Source organism: Cryobacterium breve, assembly GCF_004402375.1.
GTDB classification, from domain to species: domain Bacteria; phylum Actinomycetota; class Actinomycetes; order Actinomycetales; family Microbacteriaceae; genus Cryobacterium; species Cryobacterium breve.
Genome location: NZ_SOGJ01000012.1, coordinates 96,752 through 119,313, shown reverse-complemented (window position 1 = coordinate 119,313; position 22,562 = coordinate 96,752). Strand labels below are relative to the sequence as shown.

The following is a 22,562-nucleotide window of genomic DNA, read 5'->3' as shown; positions in this document are numbered from 1 at the left end:
ATTGCCTCTATCGACTGCTGTCATAACAACGTTCATAGGCATGACGGCCTACACGGAGCGATTGACCCCGTGATAATTCAACCCATATATTCACAGCAAAACGTGCAAGAATCGTTTGGAACGTCGTACGATGCGATCCACGACACCTATACCGAGCGAAGGGCACGGCGATGACAAGTCGGAACAACTCGATGAATCGCGACGATGCCACACGCCGTGTGATGAAGACAATTGCCGTCGGTCAGCACCGCGTGACTCTCCCGTTCCGTGCGGAGGACGGTAGCCAGCCGTTGGTTGTTGCTATGCCGTATGAACATGTGAGCGACGTCGTTCTTCGGGTTCGTTCTATCGGCGGTCATGCAAACGTTGCCGTCGCGTTCGCGAGGAATTTTTCACTCGTCGTCATGGACAGCGATGACACAGAAGCCGTCGGGCCTGAAATGGAAGTCAATGAGGACCTATCGATGGGTATGTTCCTCATTGCAATCGGTAGCCACCCGAGCAAGAAAACGCGGTTCAGGTTCAGAGAGTCCGTAGCGAACGTGCCTGTAGTCCAGAGAGAACTCGCCTACAACTAGCTCAGCAAAAAATGGCCCCGGCCGCCCTCCGAAGAGGACGGCCGGGGCCATTGTCGTGCAAAGGGTTACGCGGTGTGTTTGGCGGTGTAGGTAGGGACAGCACTTGAGCCGAGCAGCCACTTCTCCGCCTTGGGCCAGCGCTTGCCGAGCTGCCGTGCGCCCCAGTAGTAGAGGGCGATGACTGCGGCGGTAGCCGCGGCGTTCAGGAGCACGCGCGGCGACACGTCCGGGGGCAGGAATGTGGCGGCCGAGCTGAGGAAGTCGCCGAGCCAGGTGAACGTGAGCAGCGCCCAGCCGAGGGCTGAGCCGATAACCAGGGGGACGAACGTGCGGATGTAGGCGATTGCACGGTCATGGATGGGGACAAAGAGATCGGTCATGGTGTGGCTCCTTCGGGTGGGGTGGTTGGGTCGACGCGGCAGGGGCCGGCGACGGTCAGGGTGGTTGTGGTGTTGTCGGGCTGGGTGAGGGTGAAGAGCCAGTACCCGTCGTCCTGGCAGGCGATGGACGCGATACCGGTGCCGGTCGGGCCGGGGACTTGGGAGTCAGCACCAGTCGCGCCCTTGTCACCAGGGACGGTGGAGTCTGCCCCATCCACGCCATCGATGCCGTCCCTCGGAATGAGGGGCGGGGCAACCGGGCCGATTGGGCCTGCCGCCCCGGCACAGTCCAGGCGCAGTGCGCAGAACGCGGCGACGGACGACGCCACCTGTTCCGAGGTCGGTGCGGGACCATCACGCCCCGGCTTGCCTATCGATCCCATTGCCCCGGCTTCTCCCGCCTGCCCCGTGACTGCCTTGGCGAGTGGGGCGACCGGGGTTTCGCCCGCGTCTTCCACCTGCGAGTGCAGGGCATCGTTGCTCGCGGAGACCGCGGTCAACTCTCGGCCTTGCCGGTCAACGGTGCCCATCAGGAACACCAGCGCGCCGAGCACGCCGATGAGTGCGAGCAGGGTCACGATATTTGGGCCTACGCCTCGTCGTGCGGTCATACGCGGAAACCTCCTTGAATCAGAAAAACGACGATCGCCGAAATGAACGGGCCGCCGACCAGGGCGATGACCGTCCATCGGTTGCGGGTGCGTTGGTCGTCGGCGCGGTTCTCAGCGGCTGTCTCGGCGGTCTTCGAATCCCGGATGCCGGTTTCGAGGTCGCGGAGCCGGGAGCTGACGCGCAGCTGGTCGGCGGTGTATAGCTCGAGCGAGACGACTTTGCCGCCGAGCTGGTGGATGGCTTCTTCCACACGAGTTAGCCCTCGCATGAGTTCCCACGGTGTGGGTTCGGGCCCGTTGTCAGCCACTCACGAGCTCGCAGGTGTTGGTATCGCAAGATGGGCCACGTGGGCACGTTGAATGCGGATCGTGGCAGCAGGCCATGGGTGCTCCTTGGTTTGTGTGAGAATGCGGGCATGCCGAATCAGCCGAAGACACCGATCACGGCAACCCGGATTCCGGAAGAGTTGAAGGCCGCGGCGAAAGCGAAAGCGGCCGAGCGCGGAGAGACGCTCACCGCTGTGATCGTCCGAGGCCTGGAGGAGTACGTAGCGTCTCCCTGAAATGGGGGTAGGTCCGGCTAGACGGAGGTGTATATACACCTCTAGAGTCTGACCTATGAAGACTTTCTGGGGTGCCGTTGTTGCCGTTGTCGTTGCCGTGTCGCTGACCGGGTGCGGGGAGGTTGCGGTGCCGGCCGGGGCTCACCGGACCGGTGTCGCTGTGGAGCGCACGTGGACGCCCACGCCGGCTGCACCGGAGATCATTCCGGTCGAGGCGGACGCAGAGGCCGAGCCCGCGCCCGTTGACGCCGACGCCCAAGTGGAAGACACCACCGATGCGGTGGAGGTCGTCACCCCGCCGGAAGCCGCGCCATCTCCCGCGGCCCCGCCCGTCAACGGTTCCCCGCCCGTCGACGTTGCCCCCGCCGCCCCAGCAACCCCGACTGTCAACCCATTCGATGAGTGGATGACAAACCCGACGTTCACCTGTGACCCCGGATTCGCCCCCGGATGGATCAACGAGCAGGGCGTTCCCACCTCCTGTGTGGCGAACTAGTCACGAGTGCGATGAAACGATGATGTCTGCCTGACGAATGAAAATGGAAGACGCGTCTTTGCACATGCCCTGCAACTTGTAGACGTGCGACCCCGCGGTAGGCGTGTGTCGGACCCGGATATTCGCGGTGCACGCGGGAGATTGCCCGGGCAGGTTGGTGATGACAATGTCGGTCAGCCGTTCCCCAACTACAGCACCGTCGCAAATCACCTGCATTGAGGCAAGCCGGAGTGAGCCCGAGTTGCCATCCTTGATGAGCGCGCTGCCTTCGATCGTCACCTGCTGGCTTCCATCGGTCACAACAGTCGTAGTGACAAACGGGATATCCGCCATTGCCGTCGTTGCCAGATATTGGGCATCAGAGAACAGTCGCCAGCCCTCGCCGAGGATCCGCCGTATTCCCGCACCCGTCACCTTGCCGCCGAAATTTACACTTCCGTCGATGCGGCCCAGGGCGTTGGATCCAAACGTAATGCCGGTGCTATCGATGGTCAGGTCGTTCGTGGCCTGCCCCGGGTTGGCCTTGAATGCCAGACCAGCAGCGTTCAGCTTGGCGTAAGGGGAGCTGACACCGCCGGCGAATGACTCGATACCGATGCCTGCTGTGAGGACGATCCTGGCGACCGTTGTGCTCGCAGAGGTTTGCACGGTTGCGCCGGTAATCGTTTTTCCGTCGATGGCTCCAGCGCTGATCATTGCCGCCGAGATGGTTCCCGCTGCAATACGCGCGGCAGCAAGAAACCCGGTCGAGATTTTCCCCGCGTCGAGGTTCGCGATTACCGCGTTGTCGATGGTGCGTGCAGCCCACGCCCCAGAGGTGAACACCCATTGCCCGGTGATCAAGGCGTCGGTCGTCTTGAACCACGTATCGCCCTCGACGTAAGCCGTTCCAGAAGCGGCCGCGGTCGAAAAGATGATTTTGTTCTTCCCGTTCGCCGTGGTCTGCGCGGTGACGGCTTTCCCGTCAGCGGCGGCAGCGGCGGTAGCGGCGTTGTTCGCGGCAGTCTGCGCCGTGTTGGCTGCGGTCTGTGCGCTGACAGCCTTCCCATCTGCCGTGTTCGCAGCGGTCTGCGCCGTGGCCGCGTTCGACGTTGCAGTATTCGCTTGCGTTTGCGCGTTGGCCGCATTGGTCGTCGCGGTGTCCGCCTGGCCCTGCGCGGTGTTTGCTGCAGTCTGTGCGGTCGCCGCATTCGTAGTCGCAGTGTTGGCCTGCCCTTGCGCTGTCGACGCGGCAGAGCCCGCCGCAGTGGCCGCGCTGGCTGCATCCGTGGCGACCTTGTCGGTCACGGCCGCCCAAGTGGACCCGGACACCCACTTCTTCGGGGTGTTCAGGTTGCTGGTCGTGTCGATCCACAGCGTGAGCGCGTTCTGGAACGCTACCCCCGGGGCGGCGGTCTGGTACAGCACCACGGCTTTCGCATTTGCGATGCCCGCTGCAGCAGCGGCATTCGTGTCGGCGAGGTTTGCCTTGGTCTGGGCGGTCGCCGCATCTGACTTGGCAGTATCGGCCTGTGTCTGAGCCGTCGCCGCGTTCGTCGTGGCAGTGTTGGCCGACGACTGAGCAGATGCCGCCGCCGAGCTCGCCGCCGCCGCATTGGTCGTCGCGGTGTCCGCCTGGCCCTGCGCGGTAGCCGCCTTCGCGTCAGCGGCCGACGCTGCTGAGATGGCACTGCTAGCTGCGGTCTGCGCAGTCCCCGCCGCGCTGTTTGCTGCGACTGCCTTCGCGTCCGCAGCGGCCGCACTCAAAACCGCAGTGTCCGCTGCCCCCTGAGCCGCGACAGCCGCAGACTGGGCAGCAACAGCAGAGACCTGTGCGGCCGTAGCGTCAACCTGCGCCGTGGCCGCAGACGACTGCGCCTGAACAGCCTTCGTGTCAGCTGCGTCGGCGGCCGTCTGGGCGGTAGCAGCGTGCACGACGGCCGCCTGAGCCGTCCCCGAGGTCGACTGGATCTGGGTACCGGAAGGGCGCTCCAGCTCGCGCAGCCGGGACTCTAGCTTGTCAAACTTGTCCACGAGAACTTGCAAACCGTCGCCAGCGGGGGGCTTGTAGATGCCCATCAGATACCTACCTTTGGAGCTAATTGAACGTTGATTGATGCGCCCTTCTCATCCCCGGACAGGCCGACGATGCGGTGCCGGGAAGTGCCGCCCGCTTGGAGGTACGGGTCGCCGGCGTTTGTTTCCGGGTCGAACTTCGCAAACTTCAGGTCGGCATAGTCACCGGTCGAGTACTGGCCGACGAACGGGCCAGCCGGGAAACCATCAGCATCAACCGGGCGCGCCTGAGCAATGAATGACCACTCCTCCGTTGGATACCGGCCCGAAGCCATATTGTCAGCGGCGTAGGAGTCGAGGGTGCCCTGAATCTCCACCGACGAGTGCGACGAATCGAACCGCTCCATCAGCGGATAGCCCGCATCCACCAGCGCAGGGTCATAGGCGCGAGCGACCAGAACCGTGTCAGCCTGCCGCCCGCCTGTCTGCCACGCCAGCGAACCCATATCGGAAGCATCTGAGTCCGTCTTGAAGTTGGACACTGCCGACTGGGGCGCGGTGACATCCCACATGGGCACTGACTGCGACGTGAGGAGCGGCTGTGCGACAGTGCCCGTGCGAAAGAGCACCTCGACCCCGCGCCGGTCGGCGGTGAACCGTGACTCGAAACGCATCTCTGGGCCGTTCTCCATCTCGGAGATCTGCTTGATGGCCTCGCCCACCGACTTGAAATCGGTGCCGTCATACGTCTTCGTGCGGTCGTCGGCCTCATCAGCCTGAAAGACCATCGGGAGCGCCCCACCTGTCCACAGGTGAGCCTGCTGCAGGAGTCGCTTAGCCCTCGTGCCCAGGCTGACGCCGTTGATCACCGTCGCCAGCAGCGGGTTAGGGATCGTCTTCGCCGGGTTCTCAGGATCAGGGACCGTCCACTGGTTCAGTCCGATTACTTTCGCGAGCAGCGGCAGGATCAGCCGGTGGTTGTAGTACGACCCCCAGCCGAGCGCCCCGAGCTTCAGTGTGCCGGCGTCACGGTCGTAGTTGCGGGTCCAGATCGGATCGCACGCCATGATCACGCCGCCCTCTTCGACGCCCAGATATGCCTTCGCCTCCGTTGCGACGTTTCGCAGGTCCAAGGTGCGGATCTCGGGAGAGTTCATGTTCAAGGTCACGTCGACGGATTGTGGCGCGCCGAGCCGATCAGACCATGGGCCAGAGGTCGGGGCCAGGTTGCGCACGGCGATGGGGCCCGAGCGGAGGTCCCCGATGAAGTAGCTGGTCACGGCCGGCTACTTGGCCGCGTCAGCGAACACGGCGCGCACAGCAGCCTCGGTCGCCTGTGCCACCTGCTCCTCAGTCAGCCCGGAACCCGTGCCAGCAAGCCCGGCGACGACCGCTGAGACGAGCAGGGGCGCGAGAGCAGCAGCCGTAGCGTCAGGGTTTCCTGACCGCTGTACGAGCTTCCTGCCCGTGATCGCCGTGAGCGTGTTCCAGATCAGCCCGTCCGGCATCTGCACGAAGTCACCGACAATGCCAGTGGCACGGAGTGAGTCAACCTCCGTCATGCTCGCCAGGGGGATCAATTCGCCGTCTTCGGTGACAAGGCCAATCGAGCCGTCATAGTTGCGGATCAGTGCGGACATGGGGCGTCTCTTTTCTATGACAGGGGTGAGGTCCAGCGAGGCAAGCCCGCTTAGGTCCAAGGTGGTGTTGATGAAGTACGGGGATGCGCCCATATAGCGAGCGCCAGAGTCGATGTAGAACTGGATGGACATCTGGCCCAGTGCGGTTCCCCAGCCCTTCGCCCGCCAGTTGGCTGACCCGAACTGGCCGTTGCCGGTGGTCATGCCGATGTGCCCGTTGTCCGGGCCGGCTTTATCGAAGTAGACGAACCAGCCGGCCGGCAGCCTGTCGAGCGGGGTGGTTGTGTCGAGCTTGTGCCCGGCGGCTTCGGTGGCGAGTGCGGCCCGATATGCCGAGTTGCGGGAGTCCGTGAATCCGCCCGCCCGGAAGACGAGGGCGACACACTTCTGGTCCCACGTCGAACCGTCACGGTCCTGTGGGTGGGCGAGACAGTAGGCGATGAACTCGGCTGGGGTGTTTGTCATGGTCAGTGCTCCGTGACCGTCAGCGCGGCCCGCTTGGAGAGGACGGCATTAGCCGTACCCACACCAGCAGCCTGCAACTTCCACACGTGAGCCCCGGCACTAGGAGTGGACTCTGCGCTGAATGCAGCACCCAGACCAGTGGTGCCATTCGTCAGGGGTGCGTTGTACGGAACCTCCACACCGATCAGAACGCCATCGCACACGATGCGGGTATTCAGCGTCCGATCTGCACCCGAATTGCCGTTGATGAACAGCATGGTCCAGTCAGCAGAGCAAGGCCCTCCGGAGCTAACTGCGCTGACCGTGCACACATCCGTCCATGCGTCACTCAATACAAGTTCGGTCAGTCGGCGGTTCACGCCAATCCGCCCGCCCGAAGCATTCCGCCAAGCCAACGCGCCACGGGAATGCTCGACACCGTCTGACAGGACGAAGCAGTGAAGCCCGATCGGGGCCGCGAACGCATCGCGCTCGGTGGAAGTTCGGAACCAGAGCAGACCGCCCGACGTGCTCGTGAACTGGTACGACTGCGTGATGACCACGCCGCCCGAGTTCGTGGCCGTGGCAGTCGACGGGACCGTGATCGTCGCCAACTCCACAGCACCCGCGATGCCTGCAATGGACGGCTTCGCGGGGATTCCCGACGCGGCACCGGTGACGATGCCGAAGATGGGGGTAATCGTGCCGTCTGCGAAACCGTTGTAGCCGTTCTCGTTCTGCTTGAAATACAGAACATCGATGCGAGAATTCGCCGCGGGTGCATTCGCCAGCACGGGCGACTGGTCAATGCCGGCGTTGGCGATGAAGAGGGGCCCACCGCCGCGAACCGCCGCACCCTCGAATGCGGCGATATCGAGCATCATGTCGGCGCGGGCCGTGACCAGCGCGTTCGTGTGCCGGGGGAAGATGCCCGGGCGGGCGTTGCCTGCCGTGTCGCGCACGATCAGCCCGGCAAGCCCCTTGCGGAGGTCAACGGAATCAGCAACGCCGGGAGCTCCGGGGAATGCGTCAGTTAGTGCCATGTGAAACTCCAAACGGTAGAAGAGGGGAAGTCACCAGAACGCCGGCGCGGTGATCGCCTTGAGAGTGGGGGTGCCGGTGACGATGCCCAGGGAATTGAACTGAATCTCACGCATGCCAGGAACGTCGCCGACTGCAGCCGGAACCGACCAGAACTCTGAACGGCTCAGGTACCGGGACACATCCGACGGCCCGTCCATCGACACCATGCCCGTGCGCGGATTCAGGTAGATGGTCGAACCATCCGGGATCGGACGCTCGAACCGCAACGTGCGGCCCGTGGTGACCTCCGTCAGCTCGAACCCACCTGACATGCCGCCCGTGATCTCCAAGATCGAGTACGTGGGAGCCGTGCCCGGGTTGCTCACCGTGACGCGGCCAGGATCACCCGGAGTGCCGTAGCTGATCGGATACGTGATCGGAAAAGTGATGCCACCGCCCGCCGTCGGGAGGCCGGTAGATACGGAAACCGCCGGACCGTACCGAAGCGGGTCAAGAGCGTGCATGTCAATGGCGAAATCGAACGCCCGCGCCAACTTGTCCTCCCGCAGCGGGGCAGCTCGCACTGACACGATCCGGGACGTGACGCCGAGTTCGTCCTCGACTGAGACGGGAATGGTGCGCCTCGTGATGGTGGCCTGCTTGAACCGGTCCATCATCGTGAGCACGTCCGCCCACGTGTCGCCCTCGTACCAGCCGGTGAATGTGAAAGCGGCCGAGCCGCGCAGGTCGACGTCGATGCCGTGTGCACCGTCACCCTGCGCGCGCTCGTTGATGTCCGTTTTCGATTCGGCGCCGGAGTACCAGTCGCCTAGGTCGCTGAAGTAGATGCGCCCCCGGGATCTGTCCATTTCGCCGTCTTCGGCGGTGAGCCCGCCGATGGTGAATGTCGTCATCCTGCGACCGCCTTCTTGAACTCGCGCGCTATCTGGGCCGCGAGGATCCGCGGGTCCTCATTCGGTGGGGTGGTGATGTGCTGGATGACGCTCGCCCCCGAGGTGGGCGCCTGGCGGCCGCCGCGCCGACCTCCGTCAGCGAACGACTGCGCGCCGACCGGCACCAGCTGGTAACCGAACTGGTCAGCGACGTCAGCGAGAATCGCTGTGGAGCGGCCCCGCTTCGCGCCGGCGAGGGGGATGTAGGCCTCGCCGCCCGTTTCCGGCTCTGCCCAGACCCGCATTGCGCCGGCCTTTGCGATCTGAGCGACGTGGTGCTCTCCGCCGTTCGCGAAGTAGGACACCACCCCGCCGTCAGCCTGATTGAACGTCTGCCGTGGGATGCCGCCGATGGTTCCCGAGTCGATCGCATACGACGTTGCGACGTTCCGGGGGATGCTATCCAACAGGCGCTTGTACGCCGCGGCCTTTTCCGTCGCCGCCTGAGTGTCGGCGTAGGCCGTGAACTCAGCCTTGGTAGGGATGTGCAGGATCTTGTCGCTGAGGTCCTGTGCCGCCTCGCCCGTGATGCCAAGGTCGGCAATCCGCTGGTCGATCTGTGCCTTGCTGGCTTCCAGTGATGCCCGGTAATCGCCGTACGACCCACCAGAGTCCACAACAGCCTGACCGGCCGCGCTTGCAGCAGCAGCGATCGCGTCGAGTGCGGCTTGGTTCTCCCGGCCCTTCTCAGTCGTCAGGTCGAGGTCGGTCCCGAACTCGTTGAGCGAAGGTCCGTTCTCCTTCAGTGCCGCGTCGAAGTCGTCGTAGGCTGATTCGAGCTGGCGCGCAGCTTCCCGAGCGTCGAGGTTCTTCCCGTTGAGTTCGTCGAGCTCGGCGGCCAAGTCCACGACCGAGGTAATGACAGCGTCCACGGACTCTGTGACTGCATCGTAGGATTCACCGACGCCAGCGTTCCCGTCGATAGTTTCGCCGTCAACGCCCTGCTTCTGCTCGGCGAGACGGATCGCCTCCTCGATGGATTCGTTCTCACCAGTCACTCCGTCGCGCACCTGGATGAGGGCGAGGGCGAAGTCTGATGCGCTCAGGCCTGAGTTCTCGATCGCTTTCTTGTACCGCTTGGAACCGATCTCTCCGACGTCGAGTTCTTCCTGCAGGCTCTTGAGCGCACCGACGTTTCCGGTTGCCGCATCGGTCACCAGGTCGAGGCCGATGCCCAGCTTCTCGGCGGCGTCGTAGGTCGAGTCAGACTTGAGCCACAGGAAACTCTCTTCGGCGGCGAGGTTGGCCTTGGCCATGTCGCGCGTGCTCGAAGTGATCTTCTTGCTGACGGTGTCGAGGGTGTCGCCGTAGGCCTGCGTCTTTGCCGCAGCGTCCGCATTCGCCCCACCAACTGCTGCGAGGACCAGAAGAATCGCTGTCAGTGCGAGACCGATGACGCCGCCGGCGATGGCGGTGCCCTTCATGGTTGTGTTCAGGGTGGTCAATGCAGCGCGGAACGCCACGATCTTCGGGACCGCGAGTAGGAATGTCCCCCCGAGCAGCAGGGCTGCGCCGGTGCCGATACCAAGCCACAGGACGGTGCCCTGCACCCCCTCGTCGAGGTTGCCGTACCAGTCGACGAGTCCGGAAAGGATCTGCACCATCTCGCGCAAAGCCTCGTTCGCCAGGGAGCCGGTCTTGATGAGTGCGGTGTCCATCGATCCGCCGAGGCGTTCGATGTCCCCGGTGAGATTGTCCGTGGCGATTCGTGCCTGTTCGGCGGCGTAGCCCTGATCGTCGACGTTCTCGGTCCACTCCTCGACGCCCTTGGCCCCGGAGGCGTAGAGGATGCCTGCAGCGGATGCCGCTTCAGCGCCGAAGATGGCGCCGAGGGCAGCGGAGCGGGTCTGTTCGTCGAGGCCCCCGAGTCCGGTCTTCAGCTCCTCGGCGACGCCGGCCATGCCGATGAACTTGCCCTGTGCGTCGAAAACGTTGATGCCGTACTGCTTCATCACCTCGGCGCCCTTGGCGACCGGGGCCGTCAGGGAAGATATGACCGAGCGCAGACCGGTGCCTGCCTTCTCGCCGAGCAGGCCATTTGAGGCCAACAGTGCGAGGGTCCCGACGGTGTCCTCGAGGGGGATGTTCAGGCGGGCGAAGGTAACGCCGACGTAGTCGAGGCCGAGCGCGAGGTCATCGACGGAACCCTGAGCTTTGCCCGCGCCCGCAGCGAGCAGGTCGGCGACATGCCCGGCCTGGTCACCCTTGAGCTTGAACACGGTCAGGGTGGTCGCGGCGATCTCCGCCGCCCGGGCCACGCCGAGCTGACCTGCAGCGGCGAGGGCGAGGGAACCGACGAGCGCCCCGCCGAGAATGTCGGACGTTGCCAGTCCAGCTTTGGCAAGTTCCACCTGGGCGTTGGCCGCTTCAGTGGCCGAGAACACCGAGGATGCGCCCGCTTCAAGGGCTGATTCGCCCAGTGCCTTCTGGTCCTCAGCAGACGCCATGGACGCAGCGCCGACCTGTGACATTGCCTGCCCGAATTCGGCGTACTTCTTGACTGAGATGCCAGCCATAGCGACGACAGCCGCGCCAATGCCGACCGCTGCAACACCGATGGTCTGGGCGGCATCGTCAGACTTCCGCTTCAGATCCTCGACGGACTCTGAGGTTTTCTTGACCTTGGGTGCTGCGGTGTCGGCTTCGTCACCGAGCTTCTTCGTGGCCTTGCCGGCGTCCTCGACGGGTGCTTTCGCATCCTTCGCAGCCTTGCCGGTCTTGTCGAGTGCCTCCCCGGTCGGGGCGACCTTCTTTGCGGTCCTCTCGGCAGACTCACCGAGGGCCTTTACAGCGTCATCCGCTGACCTCGCGTCTTTCTTGAAGACCTCCGAGCCGATCATCTGGATGCGGAAGCCGAGTGCGCCTGCTTCGAACATGCGCCATCACCTCTTTCTGTAGCCATGACGCCGTGTCGGCGTCGATGAGGCGGTGGATGGCGGAACGGACGTAATGCCACGTCCTCGTGTCGAGGGCGCGGTCGAGGTCCGTGATGAGGCCGTGCTGTGCGAGATCGAGTTCGACCTCACCGAAAAGCTGCGGGAGCACAAGGCCCCACAGTTCGACGCCGGTTACGCTGCGGGCTTGCCCGTCTTCGGCTTGCGTGGCTGTGAGCGCTTCGCGGCCGGCAGCTTGTCGAGCGTCGTAGTAGCCCTGCCGGTAGGCGGGGTAGGTGCCAGTTTCGGGATCAGGCTCTCCAAGACCCCACTGGGCGCGGTCTGCGTTGGAGAGATCCCCAAAGCCAGGATCAGGAGCTCGAGTGCTTTTTTTGCCCCGGCGAGACCTTCACCTGCGTTCAGGTAGGCGTTGACGCCGTCCATGCCGAGGACCGTCTGCCAGTAGAAGGCTGCGAGGAGCACCGACTCGCCCTCGTGGAGGGTGAGTTCGTCGCGTACCCGGTCGTACATGCCGGGTCCGGCGGCTTCGGCGAGGGCATCGTCCATGCTCATGGGGCTGATCGCACCCATGGCGATGTTTAGGAACGTGGCCGTGAGCGCCTGGCCGCGGCGGCCAGCGAGCGGGACGATGATGAACGGCTCTTCGAGGCCGTCGATGTTCAGCACGAGGTTACGGCCGACGAGGTTTGCGGTGGTCATGATGATGTCTCCCTGCAGAGGTTGGGTAATGAGGTGGTGCCCGGCGGCCAGCGTGGGCCGACCGCCGGGTGGGTGGTGCTACGCGCCGCGGACGTACGGGAAGCTGGCGCTGGCCCCGACCGCGTTGGTGAGGATGAGCGGCGCCGACCCTGCAGCGCCCGCGGGCACCTCAAGCACGACGATGTTCGGCTCGTTCGGGATCTGGCTGATCGACGTGACCGCGACACCGCCGATGGTCGCTGCGGTGATCGCACCCACGTTGTAGCCGCGGACGTAGATGTTCGCCGAGGCGACGGCCCCGCTGGGCAGCGCGGAGTCGAGCACCGGGACGCCCGTGCCGGCAATCGGGGAGGGGATCTCCACGACCGGCCCGTCATTGGTGAGGGTGAACGCCCACACGAACTTGTCCTTGAACCCGGTCGTGGACTTCACCGCGGTCACCGAGTAGGAACCCTCGAGGGCGATCAGGTTCTCGTCCTTCGCGTCGAAGGTCTGCGCGGACACCTTGTTCGCGGCACCGGTGGAGCGGGCGATCTTGAGCAGGGCCACGAGCCACGGCTGCGCGATGCGACCCAGGTTGTCGCGGATGCCTTCAGCGGTGAACGTGATGACCTGGTTGTAGCCGATGACCGAGACTGAGTCGGTGCCCTTCAGCCCGTAGGCCTCGCGGGCGACGGTGATGGGGGCTGGCGTGTTGACGAGGGCGTTGATGTCGCCAGCAACGTTTTCGAAGGACCCGGACCGCTTGATGCGGAGGATCTCTTCATGGGCGAGTGCGATGGTGCCAGCGGTGGGCACCTCGGCGTCAAAAATGGTTGTGGGCATGTGTTGTCTCCAATTGGGGGTGGTGTCGGGCGCGCCGACGAACCCCACGGGCGTGGGGAGTGTGAGGGGGTGGGTTACTGCGGGCGGCGGCCCTGGAACGTGAACGTCTGGAAGGTGCCGCACCGCCCGGAAGTGTCGGCGGTGACGAGCAGTTCCGAGACGAGTTCAACCCAGGCGACGTGCTCGCCGGCGGGGATGTTCGCCTTCTGGTCGAGCGCCTTCGTGATGGCCCCGGCAAGGTTCTCGGCGGCGATGGTGTTGCCCTTGATCCGGGAGTACACCTGCACGCGGTAGAGCATGTTGGCGCGGCCGTCCGGGTCGGGCTTCAGCCAGGTGAGCACGATGCAGTTGTCCGACCCGGTGGCGGTGGGGGTGGTGGGCCCGTTCGTGTAAATGCCGCGCTCGGTGGCCAGGTACACGCTGCCGTCTGACCGGTACGCGCCAAGACCCTGATCTTCGAGGTACTGGGCGAGCACCCGCTTGAACGTGACCGCATAGGATTCGGGGTCAGCCACGCTTCACCCCCGCGGCTACGATCGCGATCAGTTCGGCCTTGTTCTCCCGGGCAGGGTCGACGAGGTAGTGCGACTTCCGGCCGTTCTGGAAGTTCGAGTCGCCCATATAGTGACGGCCGAGGTTGTCGACGAGTTCCTGGTCCTCGTGCCAGCGCGCCGCATAGGGGGTGTCGTAGGTGACGAGGCTGTCGTCACCGACCGCAGCAGCGGGGACGACGGTGCCGGATGCGATCAGGGTGCCGCCACTGTTGCTGTCGAGGGGTGCTTCGGCGGCGGAGAGCGCGAGGAGGCGTTCAGCCGCGAGGTTCTGCCCCTTGACCGCGCCGAGCAGGATCTCCGCGATCGCCCCGTCCATGCCGCGGGCGATGTTGATGGTGGCGCGCATGCTTGTCGCCATGGTGACCTCCTACAGGTAGAGCTCGACGTGCGACGGGGTGCGCGGGTAGTCGAAGAACGCGGAGTCGATGACCTCGGCCTGACGCTCTCGCGCGGTGCCCTTGAACACGGTGATGAGGGAGCCGGGCAGCACGTCGTCATCGGTGAGGATGACGAGGAACGCGCTCGAGGTGACCTCCTGGCCTGCGGTCGGCGAGGTGGAGCGTCGGTCGACGATGAGCTTCGCCTTCTGCTCCACGTACGCGGGCCGCGTCAGGTCAGGAGCGGCCCACGTTGCCCCCTCTGCGCCCTCGCCGGTGAGCCGGGTGATGTCGATGCGGTGGGGAAGGTGTCGGGCGCGCAGGCGGGCCATGGGCGTCTCCTACCGGTGGTTGATGAGCGAGGACCGGATGCCCGCGTTCGTGAGGATGTCGACGGCCTTCTCACCGATGCGCTTGGTCAGTTTCTCCAGCACGGATTCGTTAGCCGCCGACGATGATGTGGTGCCGAGCGACACGGAGCCGATCTTCACCGCCCCCTGCTGGGATTCGGCGCCGGTGGGGTCATCCGTGATTTCCCAGTGCTCGACGATGGCGCACGTGGCTTCGGTGAACGCGTCGGAGACGTCGGCATCCGTGGGGTAGCCGTCCACGTCCGTGGTGTAGACCGCTAGGCGGGTGAGCTTCTCGACCTCGATGGATGCGGAGCGGAGCCGCTTGCCGAGCTTGCCGGCGTCACCCTCGAAAGGGTCCTCGGCGACGGCCGCGTAGTTGATGGCCGTGGCGTAGACGCGCTGGGCCATGGTCAGGACTTCCGGCCGCGCCCGGCGGGGTGGTTGCGCCTGACCCCAGCCGACTCCTGCTCGATGTTGTCGCCCTCGACGGCCAGGGGCAGTGCGCCCGGGGTGCCGTCGACTTCAACGTTGAACACTTCCTCGACCTCGTAGCCGTGCATGAGGTAGGCGTCGCGCAAGTTGGGGTCTTCGGTCAGGTCGACCTCGGCGTACCCGTCACGGAAGACGACACCGCCGATCCGGTCGGTGAACGTGCCCTGCTGCGGGTTCGGGTGCTTGATGCGCGCCATGGTCAGGCCTCCTCGTAGGTCGCAGCGAAGATGTCCGGCTTGCACGGGTAGAACTCGCCCTGGACGCCCTTGATGATGAAGTCGTTCAGGCTCGCCGTAATCGGACCCTCAAGCGTTTCGATGATGATCTTGCGACCGACCGGGGTGAACGTGCACACCCCACCGTGACTGCGAATCCACGCGAGAGTCGATGCAGCACCCTGCACGTCGCAGTTGGTCCATTGCATGGCCTCGATGACGACGGGCTTCTTGCGGTACTTCGGTGCCACGGTGGACCTCCTGGGTTGAGTGTGGGGTTGTCGCTCCCGCAGGGTTCGAACCTGCGACATCGCGGTTATGGGCCGCGCGCTCTGCCGACTGAGCTAGAGAGCGGGGGTGCCGGCCCCGAAGCGGTGGAAGACGCCTCGGGACCAGCGGGTGCGGACTACTCCGCGGGGACCACGACGAGCTTTGCGAGCACGTCGGGCTTGTTCTTCGCGTCGCCCAGGTCGATGTCCTTGCTCACGGCGTAGGCCTTGAGCTGGGCGGCGGTCCATTCGAGCGACGGCTCACCCTCGGGGATGACGACAGCCTCTGCCGCGCCCTCCTCGATGGTGTAGCCCTGACGGCCGAAGTACGCGAGCGCAGCCTCGTCCTTCGTTTCGCCGACGCCATCTGTGAAGACGACCCCGACGACCTTGCCGTTGAACCCCTTGACGGGGGTAGTGATGGTTGCCATGTGTCCTCCTACTGGACCTTGATGTTGCGCCACACGGCGGCGGCCTTGGTTGCCTTCAGCGCGACACCGATCGGGCCGAGCTCGACCTCTCCGCGCTTGACCGCACCGGCGGTCGTGAAGTCGGGCAGCCACACGGAGGCGATGGAGCCGCCGATGGTGGAGATGCCGTGGAAGCCGTCGAGGCCGACACGGTAGGCGTACAGGTCGGTCAGGCCGGTCTGTGCGACGGTGGCGACGGTGGCCGCACGGATGGGGATGATGGGGCTGGAGGTGCCAGCCTTGTCACCTGCGTCAGCGAAGATGATGTCGCCGTACGACTCGCGAACGACCGGGCGGCCGTTCGCGTTGAGGAGCCCCTCGATGGGGTTCTTCGTGTACTGGCCGGCGCGACGGGCCGCAGCACGCACGCGCGCCAGAACCTTCGCATTGCCGATGATGACCGAGGGGGCACCATCGAGCAGGGCCAGGAATTCGTCGATGTCGTCGAGCGCCTTGTGCTCGGCCCGGGCGTTCGTGTCGAAGTCCGTCCAGTTCGTGACCAGTGCCGACCGGAACTCGGTGGAGGATCCCACGAGCGCCTTGTCGAGGCCATCGAAGCCGTTGGCGTCGGTCGCCGTGTCGCCGTTGATGACGAGGTCGGCGAACTTGGCATTCGTCGACTTCACCTTCTGGGCGATGTTCAGCGTGATGCTGCCGGATGCCGCGGCACCGAGCTTCGCAACCACGCGGTCGACGCCGAACGAGCCACCCATGACAGCGAGGCTCGTGACGTACGGTGTGGTGGTCACGTTCTGGTCGGTGTACTCGCTGTTGATCGCGCGAGTGTCGGCGGTCGCCTGGGTGATCAGACGCCGGTAGCCGTAGGCGAGGGTGTCGCCGCCGCCGGCCGGGTTCACGACGTCGTCGAAGATCAGCGAGTCGGGGATGACACCGGTCTTGCGGAACTCGTCGATCACCGACAGGTCGAGGTCAGTGGAGGCGTTGTTCTTGCCCTCAGCAAGGGAAATAGCCATGGTGGCTCCTTAGTAGTTCGGTTACCCGCCGAGCGCTGTTTTCACAGCGGCTTCGAGGGAGGTTGGCGTTGCGGATGGGTGGCCGCCCTGGTGTCCGCCGCCACTCGAGGCGGGGAGTGCAGGTCCGGACCGAAACGCCGAGTTCTTCTCGAGCGCGTCTGTGATCGCTTGGTTCACGGCGGCCTGATCATTCAGGTCGACGGCGGCGAAAGTCTTAGTGAAGCTGGAGGAGTCCAGCAGGAGATCCGCGTTGGCGCCCAGCTTGGGGGCGGCGAGGATCAGGCGGTTCGTGCGGGCGAGTTCGTCCCGGGCCGAGGCGGCAGCGTCACGCTCGGCGTTGGCGGTGGCGAGGGATGCGGCGGCCGTCTCGGATGCGATGCGGTAGCCCTTGGCTTCCTCACGCAGTTCGCGCACGTACTTGTCGGGGTCGCCGTTGTAGTTCACCGGAGCAGGTGCAGCCGGCGCCGGGGTTGCAGGCGGTGCGACAGGTGTGGGCGGGGCCGCGACGGGTGCTGGGGCTGCAACCGGGGGAGCGGCGGGCGGCGGGGTGTTGCCACCCTCGCCCTCGCCGAAGCGGATGCCGCGCAGGTCGTGGAGTGTGCGGCCGATGATGGCCATGCCGTCGCTGTTGCGGGCGGCGGGGTGTGCGAGGTGCTTGAACATGCGGTGAGCCTCCAGCTCGTGGGGTGCTGGCCTCTGCCAGCGGTACGCCCGGCCCTGCGCCGGTCGTTGATCCCCACCCCGCCCTGTACAGGCAGAGCGGGGTGGGTGTGTGGGTGGCGAGCGCGCCAGGCGGAACTTCTGTCGTTTGACGTCGATATGGTGATCGACATGAGCCAATCCATCGAATCCCTGCACGCCATGAGCGATGCAGAAGTTATTGCCGAGCACGATGCCGTCGCGAAGAGCACATCCGTGGGAACGGCTTACTGGATGGATGAGCTGGAGCGCCGTTCGCGAGATCGTTCGACAGCCGCAAGCAACCGCCTCGCAACCGCCTCGTTCTGGCTATCAATCGTGAGCACCGTGATTGCCGTTGTTGCAGTGGCGGTGTCTCTCTCCCGCGGCTGAGGTCCGGTGGGGATTTGGTCAACTCAGCGGATGCGGGCTACTTGCCCTGGGCGAAGTGCAGCTGCTCGCGGAACGATGCCCGCGGGCGGCCAGTGGCGGCGAGGTGCTCGCGTATCTGGCCCTGCTTGGCCTTGATCTTCGCGGTGGCCTTCGCTCGAGCTGCGGCATCCGGGGCGATCGACTGGGCGCGCTTGGCAGCGCGAATGTCACGCTCGATGGAGCGCTGCATCTCGCGGTCTGCTTCGGCCTGCGCGCTGTACTCCTGCCCTGCCTGGGGGATGCTGAGCCCAGGGAGGTACGCGGTGGCCTTGTGCCTGCAGTTGGGGTGCATTAGTCCGGCGCTGCGGGCAGCGTCGAGGGTCGCAGCGATCGTCACGATGACGCGTTCGTCTTTCGTGGCGTGCTGCACCTCGACGTCGTCCCTGGTGCCGTCCGTGGATAGGATCTTCCCCACCCACGGGGCACACTTCGAACAGGAGTCGAGGCCGCCCTGCACGGTGACCAGGTTCACGCCCTGCTGCTGCATGCGCCACACGCCGGCGTCGTTGAATACCCGGTTCACGGCGGTGCGCCCGGCCATCTCGGCGTAGGAGCCGATGCGCCAGTTGCGGCCCGCCTTGTCGGTGAACCCGGTGATGCCCTCGGCGAGGAACTGCTGCACGCTGGCCTGCTGCATGCGCAAGCTCGTCGTCGCCCCGAGGAGAGTGTTCGTCGCCGTGAACGAGATGATGCGCTGGTAGGCGTCCTGTGGGTAGCGGGCGATCCTCAGCGCCATGGCCTCCAGCCGTGAGGTGAGGTCCATGGTCAGCATCGTCGACGCCTGCGAGGAGGTGCCGCTGATCGCTGACGTGGCGGGCAGCCAAGTGGCCATGCCCAGCCGGGCAGCGGCGGCCGCCTCGCCCTCCTGCCAGGCGAGCGTGATGACGTCGAGCGCCATCTGCTTCGTCTTCAGCTTCCCCGCCATCTGCGCCGCCAGGTACTGCAGGTCGCGGATCGTCTGCGCCCGGTGCGCGGCGAGTTCTGCGAGGGCACGGTTCCGGGCGATCGAGCGGGACAATAGCCCGCCCATGTGATCGCTCATCGTCGTGGTGCGCACGATCTCCTGCAGCTCCAAGTCCCGGTACGCGCGGACGGCGACCTGACGGATCAGTTCGTCTTCCGCCCCCGCGAACCGGGCAGCGAGTTCGGCGCCCATCTCCTCAATGAGGTCGTTCGCGGGGAGGCCGGCCGAGTCGGGCAGATACTGCGGGGACATGAGCTACCCCCTACGGTGTCGGCTCTTCCTGGTCGGGCGGGTTGATCGGCTCGAACCCGGTGAACGTTGCCGGGTCAGGGACCGTCCCGCGGTCCGTGCGGATCCGTTCTGTCTCCTCGTCGACCTGGGCGTCAGTCCAGTCCGCGTTCGCCAGCTCCACCTTGCGGCGAGTGGACGCAGCACCAGCAGCATCGAGTAGCTGGATGGTGCGGGCGAGCTTCTCCGGGTCGATCTGCGACACGTCAGGGAAGACCACTGTGGGCCTCTCGAAGTATCCGCCACCCTTCCCAGGGAAGAGGATGCCGTCGAGCTCCAGTGCCACTGCTGACTGTTCAGCGATCGCAACCTTGTCGTACAGGGTCTTCTTGGCCCGGGTGCGCTCAGACGCCTTGTCGCGATCGTTGACCTCGGTAGCTGTCTGCGCAGACCCCGACGAGTAGTCACCCCATGCGGACTGGGAGAACCCAGACGCGCGGAGGATCTCACGGTAGAGGGCGAACGCTGTGGCCTCGTGCTCGTCGACACGGATGTCGAACTGCACCTTCTCCATGGCCAGCTTGCCGACCTCGCCCGGCATGTTCAGCCCGGCGAATGCCTCTTGACCCATGTCGAACGAACCACCAGCGCCGATGCCGTTGGACTGCAGCGCCGCATCGGGGACGAGAATCTTGCCGCCGCCGAGCTTCAGGTCGCGCATCCACGACGACATGCACTCGTCGAGCGCGTCGAACAGGGGGTGCAGGCCTGCGTAGTCGGAACGGCCAGCGAATGCCAGCTCGCCCTTCTTCCGCCACGACCTGGTTGGCATGTTCAGGTTGTACGACGCGGTGAGCCCAGTGATGCCCGTGAGGATAGCCGAGTCACCGTCGACCATCTTGGCGAGGTACGCCGTCTCGGGTCGCTCCTCGAGAGGGATGCGCCGGCCGACGTTGTCCGCGGTGCCCTGATACAGGGCGTGCTCGATCCTGCCGGGCTCGTGCCGCTCCAGGTGACGCCAGAACACGCTCCCGGACTGGTACTCCGTCCACATGGTGCAGGCGATCAGCTTCCCCTTGCGGAACTCGGGGACGACCACGTCGACCGCAGTGCATTCGAGCCACACGTGGTCGGCGACGTCGGTATCCCACGCTGAGGTGATGACCGTGGCCCCGAGCGCTGACTTCAGCTCACCCATGGTGTTGAACATGGCGTGTGCTGCGTCGCTGTTCGCGATCAGGTCGAGGCGCTGCTGCTCCTTCGACGGGCCCGCCACCAGTATTGACGCGGACGCCCCGGAGACCTCGGCGACAGCGAGCTGCACCTCAGGCGGTTCCGAGAACAGCAGGTCAGACGACAAGGTCGACAGGTCAGCGGCCGCGGGAATGTGCAGGCGCGTCCGGGTCTGGCCCGCAGGCACCGGCCGGCCCCAGAACATGCGCGACGCAGTGCCGACGATGCCGCCCCGCATCGGGGTGCCGCGGCGGGAGTAGTCGCCTTGCTCGGCACGCCGGTAGATCTTCTCCAGCGCGTCAGTGTCGCCCAGATACCACGCCTCGTTCTCCGCGTACGCACGGTACGCGAGATCCCAAGGTGCGGGGGGCCATGCGGTGTTGGCTGCAGGAAGCGCCATGATGCCTCCTATGCGGCGTGGGTTGTGACTTGGTGGTGCCAAATGTTTTTGGTCGAATGGACGATGTAGCGGGATCCGTCGAGGTAGTGGTCGTCTTCCTTGACCACTTCGTCTTCGCCCTTGTTCGTGGCCTTCTCGGACCAGCGGTATTCGGTGACTTCGTTCTGCCAGCCCGGGCACCGGTCGGTGACGAGCAGCTGGTCGTTGTCGAGGGCGTTGCCGATGGTGGCGATGCCGGCGAGGACACTGTTGTCAGCGGCCCAGGGTGCAAGTCCCTGACCTTGGAGGTCGTTGTGCAGCTGCACCCGGAAGGATGCGGCAGCCGGGTCGAGCATGATGAACCGCGGCCGGAGAGTCGACGGGTAAGGGGTGTGCGCCTTCGGCAGCCAGGCGCGAAAGCGGCGCGACAGGTCCGCGTCCGTGAGGCGCTGGCCGGTCTGCTTCGAGTCGTAGCCCCACTCGTCCATGAGCACCAGCCGCGGCTTCTGCTCAGCGGTGAGGCCGAGCATCAGCGCCGTGGTGGCGTTCGTGGTTCCGTAGTCCATGCCGATGCCGAGGATGTCCTGCATGGGCGGCATCAGGTCGAAGGGGATGCTGTGGCGTTTCGGGTCCCACATTGGGTAGACAGCGCCGGCGGCGTTCGTCCACTCGCCCTTGATCATCCGGTCGAAGAACACTCCGGAGAACGAGGCGCGCATGTCGGCCTTGTACTCCTCGGACAGGTTTGGGTTATCGTCCATCGTGAAGTGGAACGACACGAGGTTCTTCGTGGCCGCCTCAAGGATCCACTTTTTGCGGATCCAATGGTTCATGCTGGCCGGGTTCATGGTGGCGAGGAGTCGGGCGCCGTCGACACGGAGCCGGCTGATCAGCATGTTCCAGAATTCCTCGGGCAGCAGCGCCGCCTCATCGACGTAGGCGAGAGCCACAGTGGCACCCTGGATGCGTCCGACCGCCTTGGCGTCCTTCGCACCGATGAGCAGCACCTCGCGGCCCAGGATCGTCGCCGACGTCGCGCCCGGGGTGTAGATGACCTGGTTGGCGATGACCGATCCGAAGATGGCCGTGTTCTGAAACAGCACGAACACGTTCTGGTAGATCGTCTGCAGTGACCCACCCACGATGATGATGATGCCGTTTCGCGGGGCCACGACGATCGCCAGCAGGAACGCGAACAGGGACGCTACCGTTTTGCCCGCCGACACCGACCCGAACCAGAGCGCCAACTTCCGGTCCATCGCATCCACGATGGAGAGGATCTGAGCCTTCGACACCAGCCGTTCAATGTCACTCAGGTTCACTGGGCGTCTCGGAACGGTACTTCTCCGCGGCAGCCTTGAAACCGTCCGCGATCTGGTCGAGCACACCGACCGCCTGCTCGAGGCCGCCGTTGTCCTTCTCGACGATGCGGGTGAGCTTGTCGAACGTGATCCCGGCCGTGACGACGATGGAGCGCTTCACCTCGACAGGAGCCGAGGTCAGCGTGTGTTCCTCGTACGTGTTGTCCTTGCCGCCGAAATTGTAGACCAGGTACTCGTCATCGATCTGGTCGAGCATCGTCTCCGAAGCGGAGAGCATCTTCTCAGCGAGGCGGATGCGTGCAGCAGCGAGGTCGATCGTGTGAGCCTTCACGGCTGCCTCGGTCGCGGAGCGGTCGAATTCGAGCCCGGCGGCCTTCGCCCAGCGTGTGATGGTCGCGGGATCAAGGTCGAGCTGCCGGGCGATCTCGTTACGGGACAGACCCGAAACGAACAGCGACCGAGCCAGAGCGCGTGTTTGATCGTTCATTGGTGAACGCGGCACAGGTCATCACCTCGGTTCG

The 22,562-nt window shown here is 65.1% G+C and carries 28 protein-coding genes and 1 tRNA gene; 4 read left to right on the top strand and 25 right to left on the bottom strand.

The window, feature by feature from the left end; all coding sequences use genetic code 11:
* The first annotated feature begins 221 nt into the window (after positions 1–221).
* On the top strand, positions 222–578 hold the full coding sequence (locus E3O65_RS05520) for a hypothetical protein (protein WP_134362738.1): 357 nt from the start codon (positions 222–224) through the stop codon (positions 576–578).
* Between the two features lie 65 nt (positions 579–643).
* Here the strand turns inward: E3O65_RS05520 and E3O65_RS05515 are convergent, their stop codons facing one another.
* The 3 genes from E3O65_RS05515 to E3O65_RS05505 are packed head-to-tail and all read right to left on the bottom strand — an operon-like array spanning position 644 to position 1,820.
* Positions 644–958 carry a hypothetical protein gene (locus E3O65_RS05515; RefSeq protein ID WP_134362737.1) on the bottom strand — a complete coding sequence of 105 codons (315 nt, stop codon included), beginning with the start codon at positions 956–958 and terminating at the stop codon, positions 644–646.
* Positions 955–1,569, bottom strand: a complete 615-nt coding sequence (locus tag E3O65_RS05510) for a hypothetical protein (RefSeq protein WP_134362736.1) — start codon at positions 1,567–1,569, stop codon at positions 955–957. Before E3O65_RS05510 ends, E3O65_RS05515 begins: the two co-directional genes overlap by 4 nt.
* The gene (locus E3O65_RS05505) at positions 1,566–1,820 is read right to left on the bottom strand and encodes a hypothetical protein (protein WP_134362735.1); all 255 of its coding nucleotides are present in this window, start codon (positions 1,818–1,820) and stop codon (positions 1,566–1,568) included. Before E3O65_RS05505 ends, E3O65_RS05510 begins: the two co-directional genes overlap by 4 nt.
* Positions 1,821–1,985: 165 nt before the next feature.
* On the opposite strand from E3O65_RS05505, the gene E3O65_RS16625 reads away from it, so the two are divergent.
* Both E3O65_RS16625 and E3O65_RS05500 read left to right on the top strand, forming a co-directional pair.
* Positions 1,986–2,132 carry a hypothetical protein gene (locus E3O65_RS16625; RefSeq protein WP_166785661.1) on the top strand — a complete coding sequence of 49 codons (147 nt, stop codon included), beginning with the start codon at positions 1,986–1,988 and terminating at the stop codon, positions 2,130–2,132.
* Positions 2,133–2,187: 55 nt separating this feature from the next.
* Complete coding sequence (locus E3O65_RS05500) at positions 2,188–2,628, top strand: hypothetical protein (protein WP_134362734.1); 441 nt, start codon at positions 2,188–2,190, stop codon at positions 2,626–2,628.
* On the opposite strand, the gene E3O65_RS05495 is transcribed toward E3O65_RS05500, so the two are convergent.
* From E3O65_RS05495 to E3O65_RS05410, 18 genes are all read right to left on the bottom strand, one after another.
* Entirely contained in the window at positions 2,629–4,686 is a 2,058-nt protein-coding gene (locus tag E3O65_RS05495; protein WP_134362733.1) for a hypothetical protein, read from the bottom strand.
* On the bottom strand, positions 4,686–5,903 hold the full coding sequence (locus E3O65_RS05490) for a hypothetical protein (protein WP_134362732.1): 1,218 nt from the start codon (positions 5,901–5,903) through the stop codon (positions 4,686–4,688). Before E3O65_RS05490 ends, E3O65_RS05495 begins: the two co-directional genes overlap by 1 nt.
* A 6-nt stretch (positions 5,904–5,909) precedes the next feature.
* Complete coding sequence (locus E3O65_RS05485; protein ID WP_134362731.1) at positions 5,910–6,728, bottom strand: hypothetical protein; 819 nt, start codon at positions 6,726–6,728, stop codon at positions 5,910–5,912.
* Between the two features lie 2 nt (positions 6,729–6,730).
* On the bottom strand, positions 6,731–7,750 hold the full coding sequence (locus E3O65_RS05480; protein WP_134362730.1) for a hypothetical protein: 1,020 nt from the start codon (positions 7,748–7,750) through the stop codon (positions 6,731–6,733).
* A gap of 30 nt (positions 7,751–7,780) precedes the next feature.
* A complete protein-coding gene (locus tag E3O65_RS05475; RefSeq protein ID WP_134362729.1) occupies positions 7,781–8,644 on the bottom strand; it encodes a phage tail family protein in 864 nt (287 codons plus the stop codon).
* Positions 8,641–11,559: a phage tail tape measure protein gene (locus tag E3O65_RS05470; protein WP_134362728.1), complete on the bottom strand. Its 2,919-nt coding sequence runs from the start codon at positions 11,557–11,559 to the stop codon at positions 8,641–8,643. The genes E3O65_RS05475 and E3O65_RS05470 overlap by 4 nt, the downstream gene beginning before the upstream one ends.
* 192 nt (positions 11,560–11,751) lie before the next feature.
* Positions 11,752–12,276, bottom strand: a complete 525-nt coding sequence (locus E3O65_RS05465) for a hypothetical protein (RefSeq protein ID WP_134362727.1) — start codon at positions 12,274–12,276, stop codon at positions 11,752–11,754.
* 78 nt (positions 12,277–12,354) lie between these two features.
* Positions 12,355–13,101 carry a hypothetical protein gene (locus E3O65_RS05460; RefSeq protein WP_134362726.1) on the bottom strand — a complete coding sequence of 249 codons (747 nt, stop codon included), beginning with the start codon at positions 13,099–13,101 and terminating at the stop codon, positions 12,355–12,357.
* A gap of 74 nt (positions 13,102–13,175) precedes the next feature.
* Positions 13,176–13,616 carry a hypothetical protein gene (locus E3O65_RS05455; RefSeq protein ID WP_134362725.1) on the bottom strand — a complete coding sequence of 147 codons (441 nt, stop codon included), beginning with the start codon at positions 13,614–13,616 and terminating at the stop codon, positions 13,176–13,178.
* Positions 13,609–14,013, bottom strand: coding sequence for a hypothetical protein (locus tag E3O65_RS05450; protein ID WP_134362724.1), 405 nt, complete (start codon positions 14,011–14,013; stop codon positions 13,609–13,611). Before E3O65_RS05450 ends, E3O65_RS05455 begins: the two co-directional genes overlap by 8 nt.
* 9 nt (positions 14,014–14,022) lie before the next feature.
* Complete coding sequence (locus E3O65_RS05445; RefSeq protein WP_134362723.1) at positions 14,023–14,364, bottom strand: hypothetical protein; 342 nt, start codon at positions 14,362–14,364, stop codon at positions 14,023–14,025.
* A gap of 9 nt (positions 14,365–14,373) precedes the next feature.
* Positions 14,374–14,793, bottom strand: coding sequence for a hypothetical protein (locus tag E3O65_RS05440; RefSeq protein ID WP_134362722.1), 420 nt, complete (start codon positions 14,791–14,793; stop codon positions 14,374–14,376).
* A 2-nt stretch (positions 14,794–14,795) separates the two neighbouring features.
* A complete protein-coding gene (locus E3O65_RS05435) occupies positions 14,796–15,074 on the bottom strand; it encodes a hypothetical protein (protein WP_134362721.1) in 279 nt (92 codons plus the stop codon).
* Positions 15,075–15,076: 2 nt separating this feature from the next.
* On the bottom strand, positions 15,077–15,343 hold the full coding sequence (locus E3O65_RS05430) for a hypothetical protein (protein ID WP_198411706.1): 267 nt from the start codon (positions 15,341–15,343) through the stop codon (positions 15,077–15,079).
* A 30-nt stretch (positions 15,344–15,373) separates the two neighbouring features.
* Positions 15,374–15,446: transfer RNA gene (locus E3O65_RS05425), tRNA-Met, on the bottom strand.
* A gap of 52 nt (positions 15,447–15,498) precedes the next feature.
* The gene (locus E3O65_RS05420) at positions 15,499–15,792 is read right to left on the bottom strand and encodes a hypothetical protein (RefSeq protein ID WP_134362720.1); all 294 of its coding nucleotides are present in this window, start codon (positions 15,790–15,792) and stop codon (positions 15,499–15,501) included.
* 8 nt (positions 15,793–15,800) lie between these two features.
* Complete coding sequence (locus tag E3O65_RS05415; RefSeq protein ID WP_134362719.1) at positions 15,801–16,805, bottom strand: major capsid protein; 1,005 nt, start codon at positions 16,803–16,805, stop codon at positions 15,801–15,803.
* Between the two features lie 21 nt (positions 16,806–16,826).
* Positions 16,827–17,468, bottom strand: coding sequence for a hypothetical protein (locus tag E3O65_RS05410; RefSeq protein WP_134362718.1), 642 nt, complete (start codon positions 17,466–17,468; stop codon positions 16,827–16,829).
* 168 nt (positions 17,469–17,636) lie between these two features.
* Between E3O65_RS05410 and E3O65_RS05405 the strand changes: the two genes are divergently transcribed.
* Positions 17,637–17,876, top strand: a complete 240-nt coding sequence (locus tag E3O65_RS05405) for a hypothetical protein (RefSeq protein WP_134362717.1) — start codon at positions 17,637–17,639, stop codon at positions 17,874–17,876.
* 37 nt (positions 17,877–17,913) lie between these two features.
* Here E3O65_RS05405 and E3O65_RS05400 read toward each other — a convergent pair whose 3' ends face one another.
* Genes E3O65_RS05400 through E3O65_RS05385 form a run of 4 tightly spaced genes read right to left on the bottom strand, consistent with a single transcriptional unit; the run spans position 17,914 to position 22,528 of the window.
* Entirely contained in the window at positions 17,914–19,131 is a 1,218-nt protein-coding gene (locus E3O65_RS05400) for a phage minor capsid protein (RefSeq protein ID WP_134362716.1), read from the bottom strand.
* A gap of 10 nt (positions 19,132–19,141) precedes the next feature.
* Positions 19,142–20,740, bottom strand: a complete 1,599-nt coding sequence (locus tag E3O65_RS05395; RefSeq protein ID WP_134362715.1) for a capsid protein — start codon at positions 20,738–20,740, stop codon at positions 19,142–19,144.
* An 8-nt stretch (positions 20,741–20,748) separates the two neighbouring features.
* Complete coding sequence (locus tag E3O65_RS05390; protein WP_134362714.1) at positions 20,749–22,041, bottom strand: PBSX family phage terminase large subunit; 1,293 nt, start codon at positions 22,039–22,041, stop codon at positions 20,749–20,751.
* On the bottom strand, positions 22,028–22,528 hold the full coding sequence (locus E3O65_RS05385; RefSeq protein WP_134362713.1) for a terminase gpP N-terminus-related DNA-binding protein: 501 nt from the start codon (positions 22,526–22,528) through the stop codon (positions 22,028–22,030). The genes E3O65_RS05390 and E3O65_RS05385 overlap by 14 nt, the downstream gene beginning before the upstream one ends.
* Positions 22,529–22,562: the final 34 nt, after the last annotated feature.

Bases quoted from the DNA above. Each gene is read 5' to 3' on its own strand.
- E3O65_RS05520 (WP_134362738.1), top strand. From the start codon at position 222: ATGAAGACAATTGCCGTCGGTCAGCACCGCGTGACTCTCCCGTTCCGT.
- E3O65_RS05515 (WP_134362737.1), bottom strand. From the start codon at position 958: ATGACCGATCTCTTTGTCCCCATCCATGACCGTGCAATCGCCTACATC.
- E3O65_RS05510 (WP_134362736.1), bottom strand. From the start codon at position 1,569: ATGACCGCACGACGAGGCGTAGGCCCAAATATCGTGACCCTGCTCGCA.
- E3O65_RS16625 (WP_166785661.1), top strand. From the start codon at position 1,986: ATGCCGAATCAGCCGAAGACACCGATCACGGCAACCCGGATTCCGGAA.
- E3O65_RS05500 (WP_134362734.1), top strand. From the start codon at position 2,188: ATGAAGACTTTCTGGGGTGCCGTTGTTGCCGTTGTCGTTGCCGTGTCG.
- E3O65_RS05495 (WP_134362733.1), bottom strand. From the start codon at position 4,686: ATGGGCATCTACAAGCCCCCCGCTGGCGACGGTTTGCAAGTTCTCGTG.
- E3O65_RS05485 (WP_134362731.1), bottom strand. From the start codon at position 6,728: ATGACAAACACCCCAGCCGAGTTCATCGCCTACTGTCTCGCCCACCCA.
- E3O65_RS05480 (WP_134362730.1), bottom strand. From the start codon at position 7,750: ATGGCACTAACTGACGCATTCCCCGGAGCTCCCGGCGTTGCTGATTCC.
- E3O65_RS05475 (WP_134362729.1), bottom strand. From the start codon at position 8,644: ATGACGACATTCACCATCGGCGGGCTCACCGCCGAAGACGGCGAAATG.
- E3O65_RS05470 (WP_134362728.1), bottom strand. From the start codon at position 11,559: ATGTTCGAAGCAGGCGCACTCGGCTTCCGCATCCAGATGATCGGCTCG.
- E3O65_RS05465 (WP_134362727.1), bottom strand. From the start codon at position 12,276: ATGACCACCGCAAACCTCGTCGGCCGTAACCTCGTGCTGAACATCGAC.
- E3O65_RS05460 (WP_134362726.1), bottom strand. From the start codon at position 13,101: ATGCCCACAACCATTTTTGACGCCGAGGTGCCCACCGCTGGCACCATC.
- E3O65_RS05450 (WP_134362724.1), bottom strand. From the start codon at position 14,013: ATGGCGACAAGCATGCGCGCCACCATCAACATCGCCCGCGGCATGGAC.
- E3O65_RS05445 (WP_134362723.1), bottom strand. From the start codon at position 14,364: ATGGCCCGCCTGCGCGCCCGACACCTTCCCCACCGCATCGACATCACC.
- E3O65_RS05440 (WP_134362722.1), bottom strand. From the start codon at position 14,793: ATGGCCCAGCGCGTCTACGCCACGGCCATCAACTACGCGGCCGTCGCC.
- E3O65_RS05435 (WP_134362721.1), bottom strand. From the start codon at position 15,074: ATGGCGCGCATCAAGCACCCGAACCCGCAGCAGGGCACGTTCACCGAC.
- E3O65_RS05420 (WP_134362720.1), bottom strand. From the start codon at position 15,792: ATGGCAACCATCACTACCCCCGTCAAGGGGTTCAACGGCAAGGTCGTC.
- E3O65_RS05415 (WP_134362719.1), bottom strand. From the start codon at position 16,805: ATGGCTATTTCCCTTGCTGAGGGCAAGAACAACGCCTCCACTGACCTC.
- E3O65_RS05410 (WP_134362718.1), bottom strand. From the start codon at position 17,468: ATGTTCAAGCACCTCGCACACCCCGCCGCCCGCAACAGCGACGGCATG.
- E3O65_RS05405 (WP_134362717.1), top strand. From the start codon at position 17,637: ATGAGCCAATCCATCGAATCCCTGCACGCCATGAGCGATGCAGAAGTT.
- E3O65_RS05400 (WP_134362716.1), bottom strand. From the start codon at position 19,131: ATGTCCCCGCAGTATCTGCCCGACTCGGCCGGCCTCCCCGCGAACGAC.
- E3O65_RS05395 (WP_134362715.1), bottom strand. From the start codon at position 20,740: ATGGCGCTTCCTGCAGCCAACACCGCATGGCCCCCCGCACCTTGGGAT.
- E3O65_RS05385 (WP_134362713.1), bottom strand. From the start codon at position 22,528: ATGAACGATCAAACACGCGCTCTGGCTCGGTCGCTGTTCGTTTCGGGT.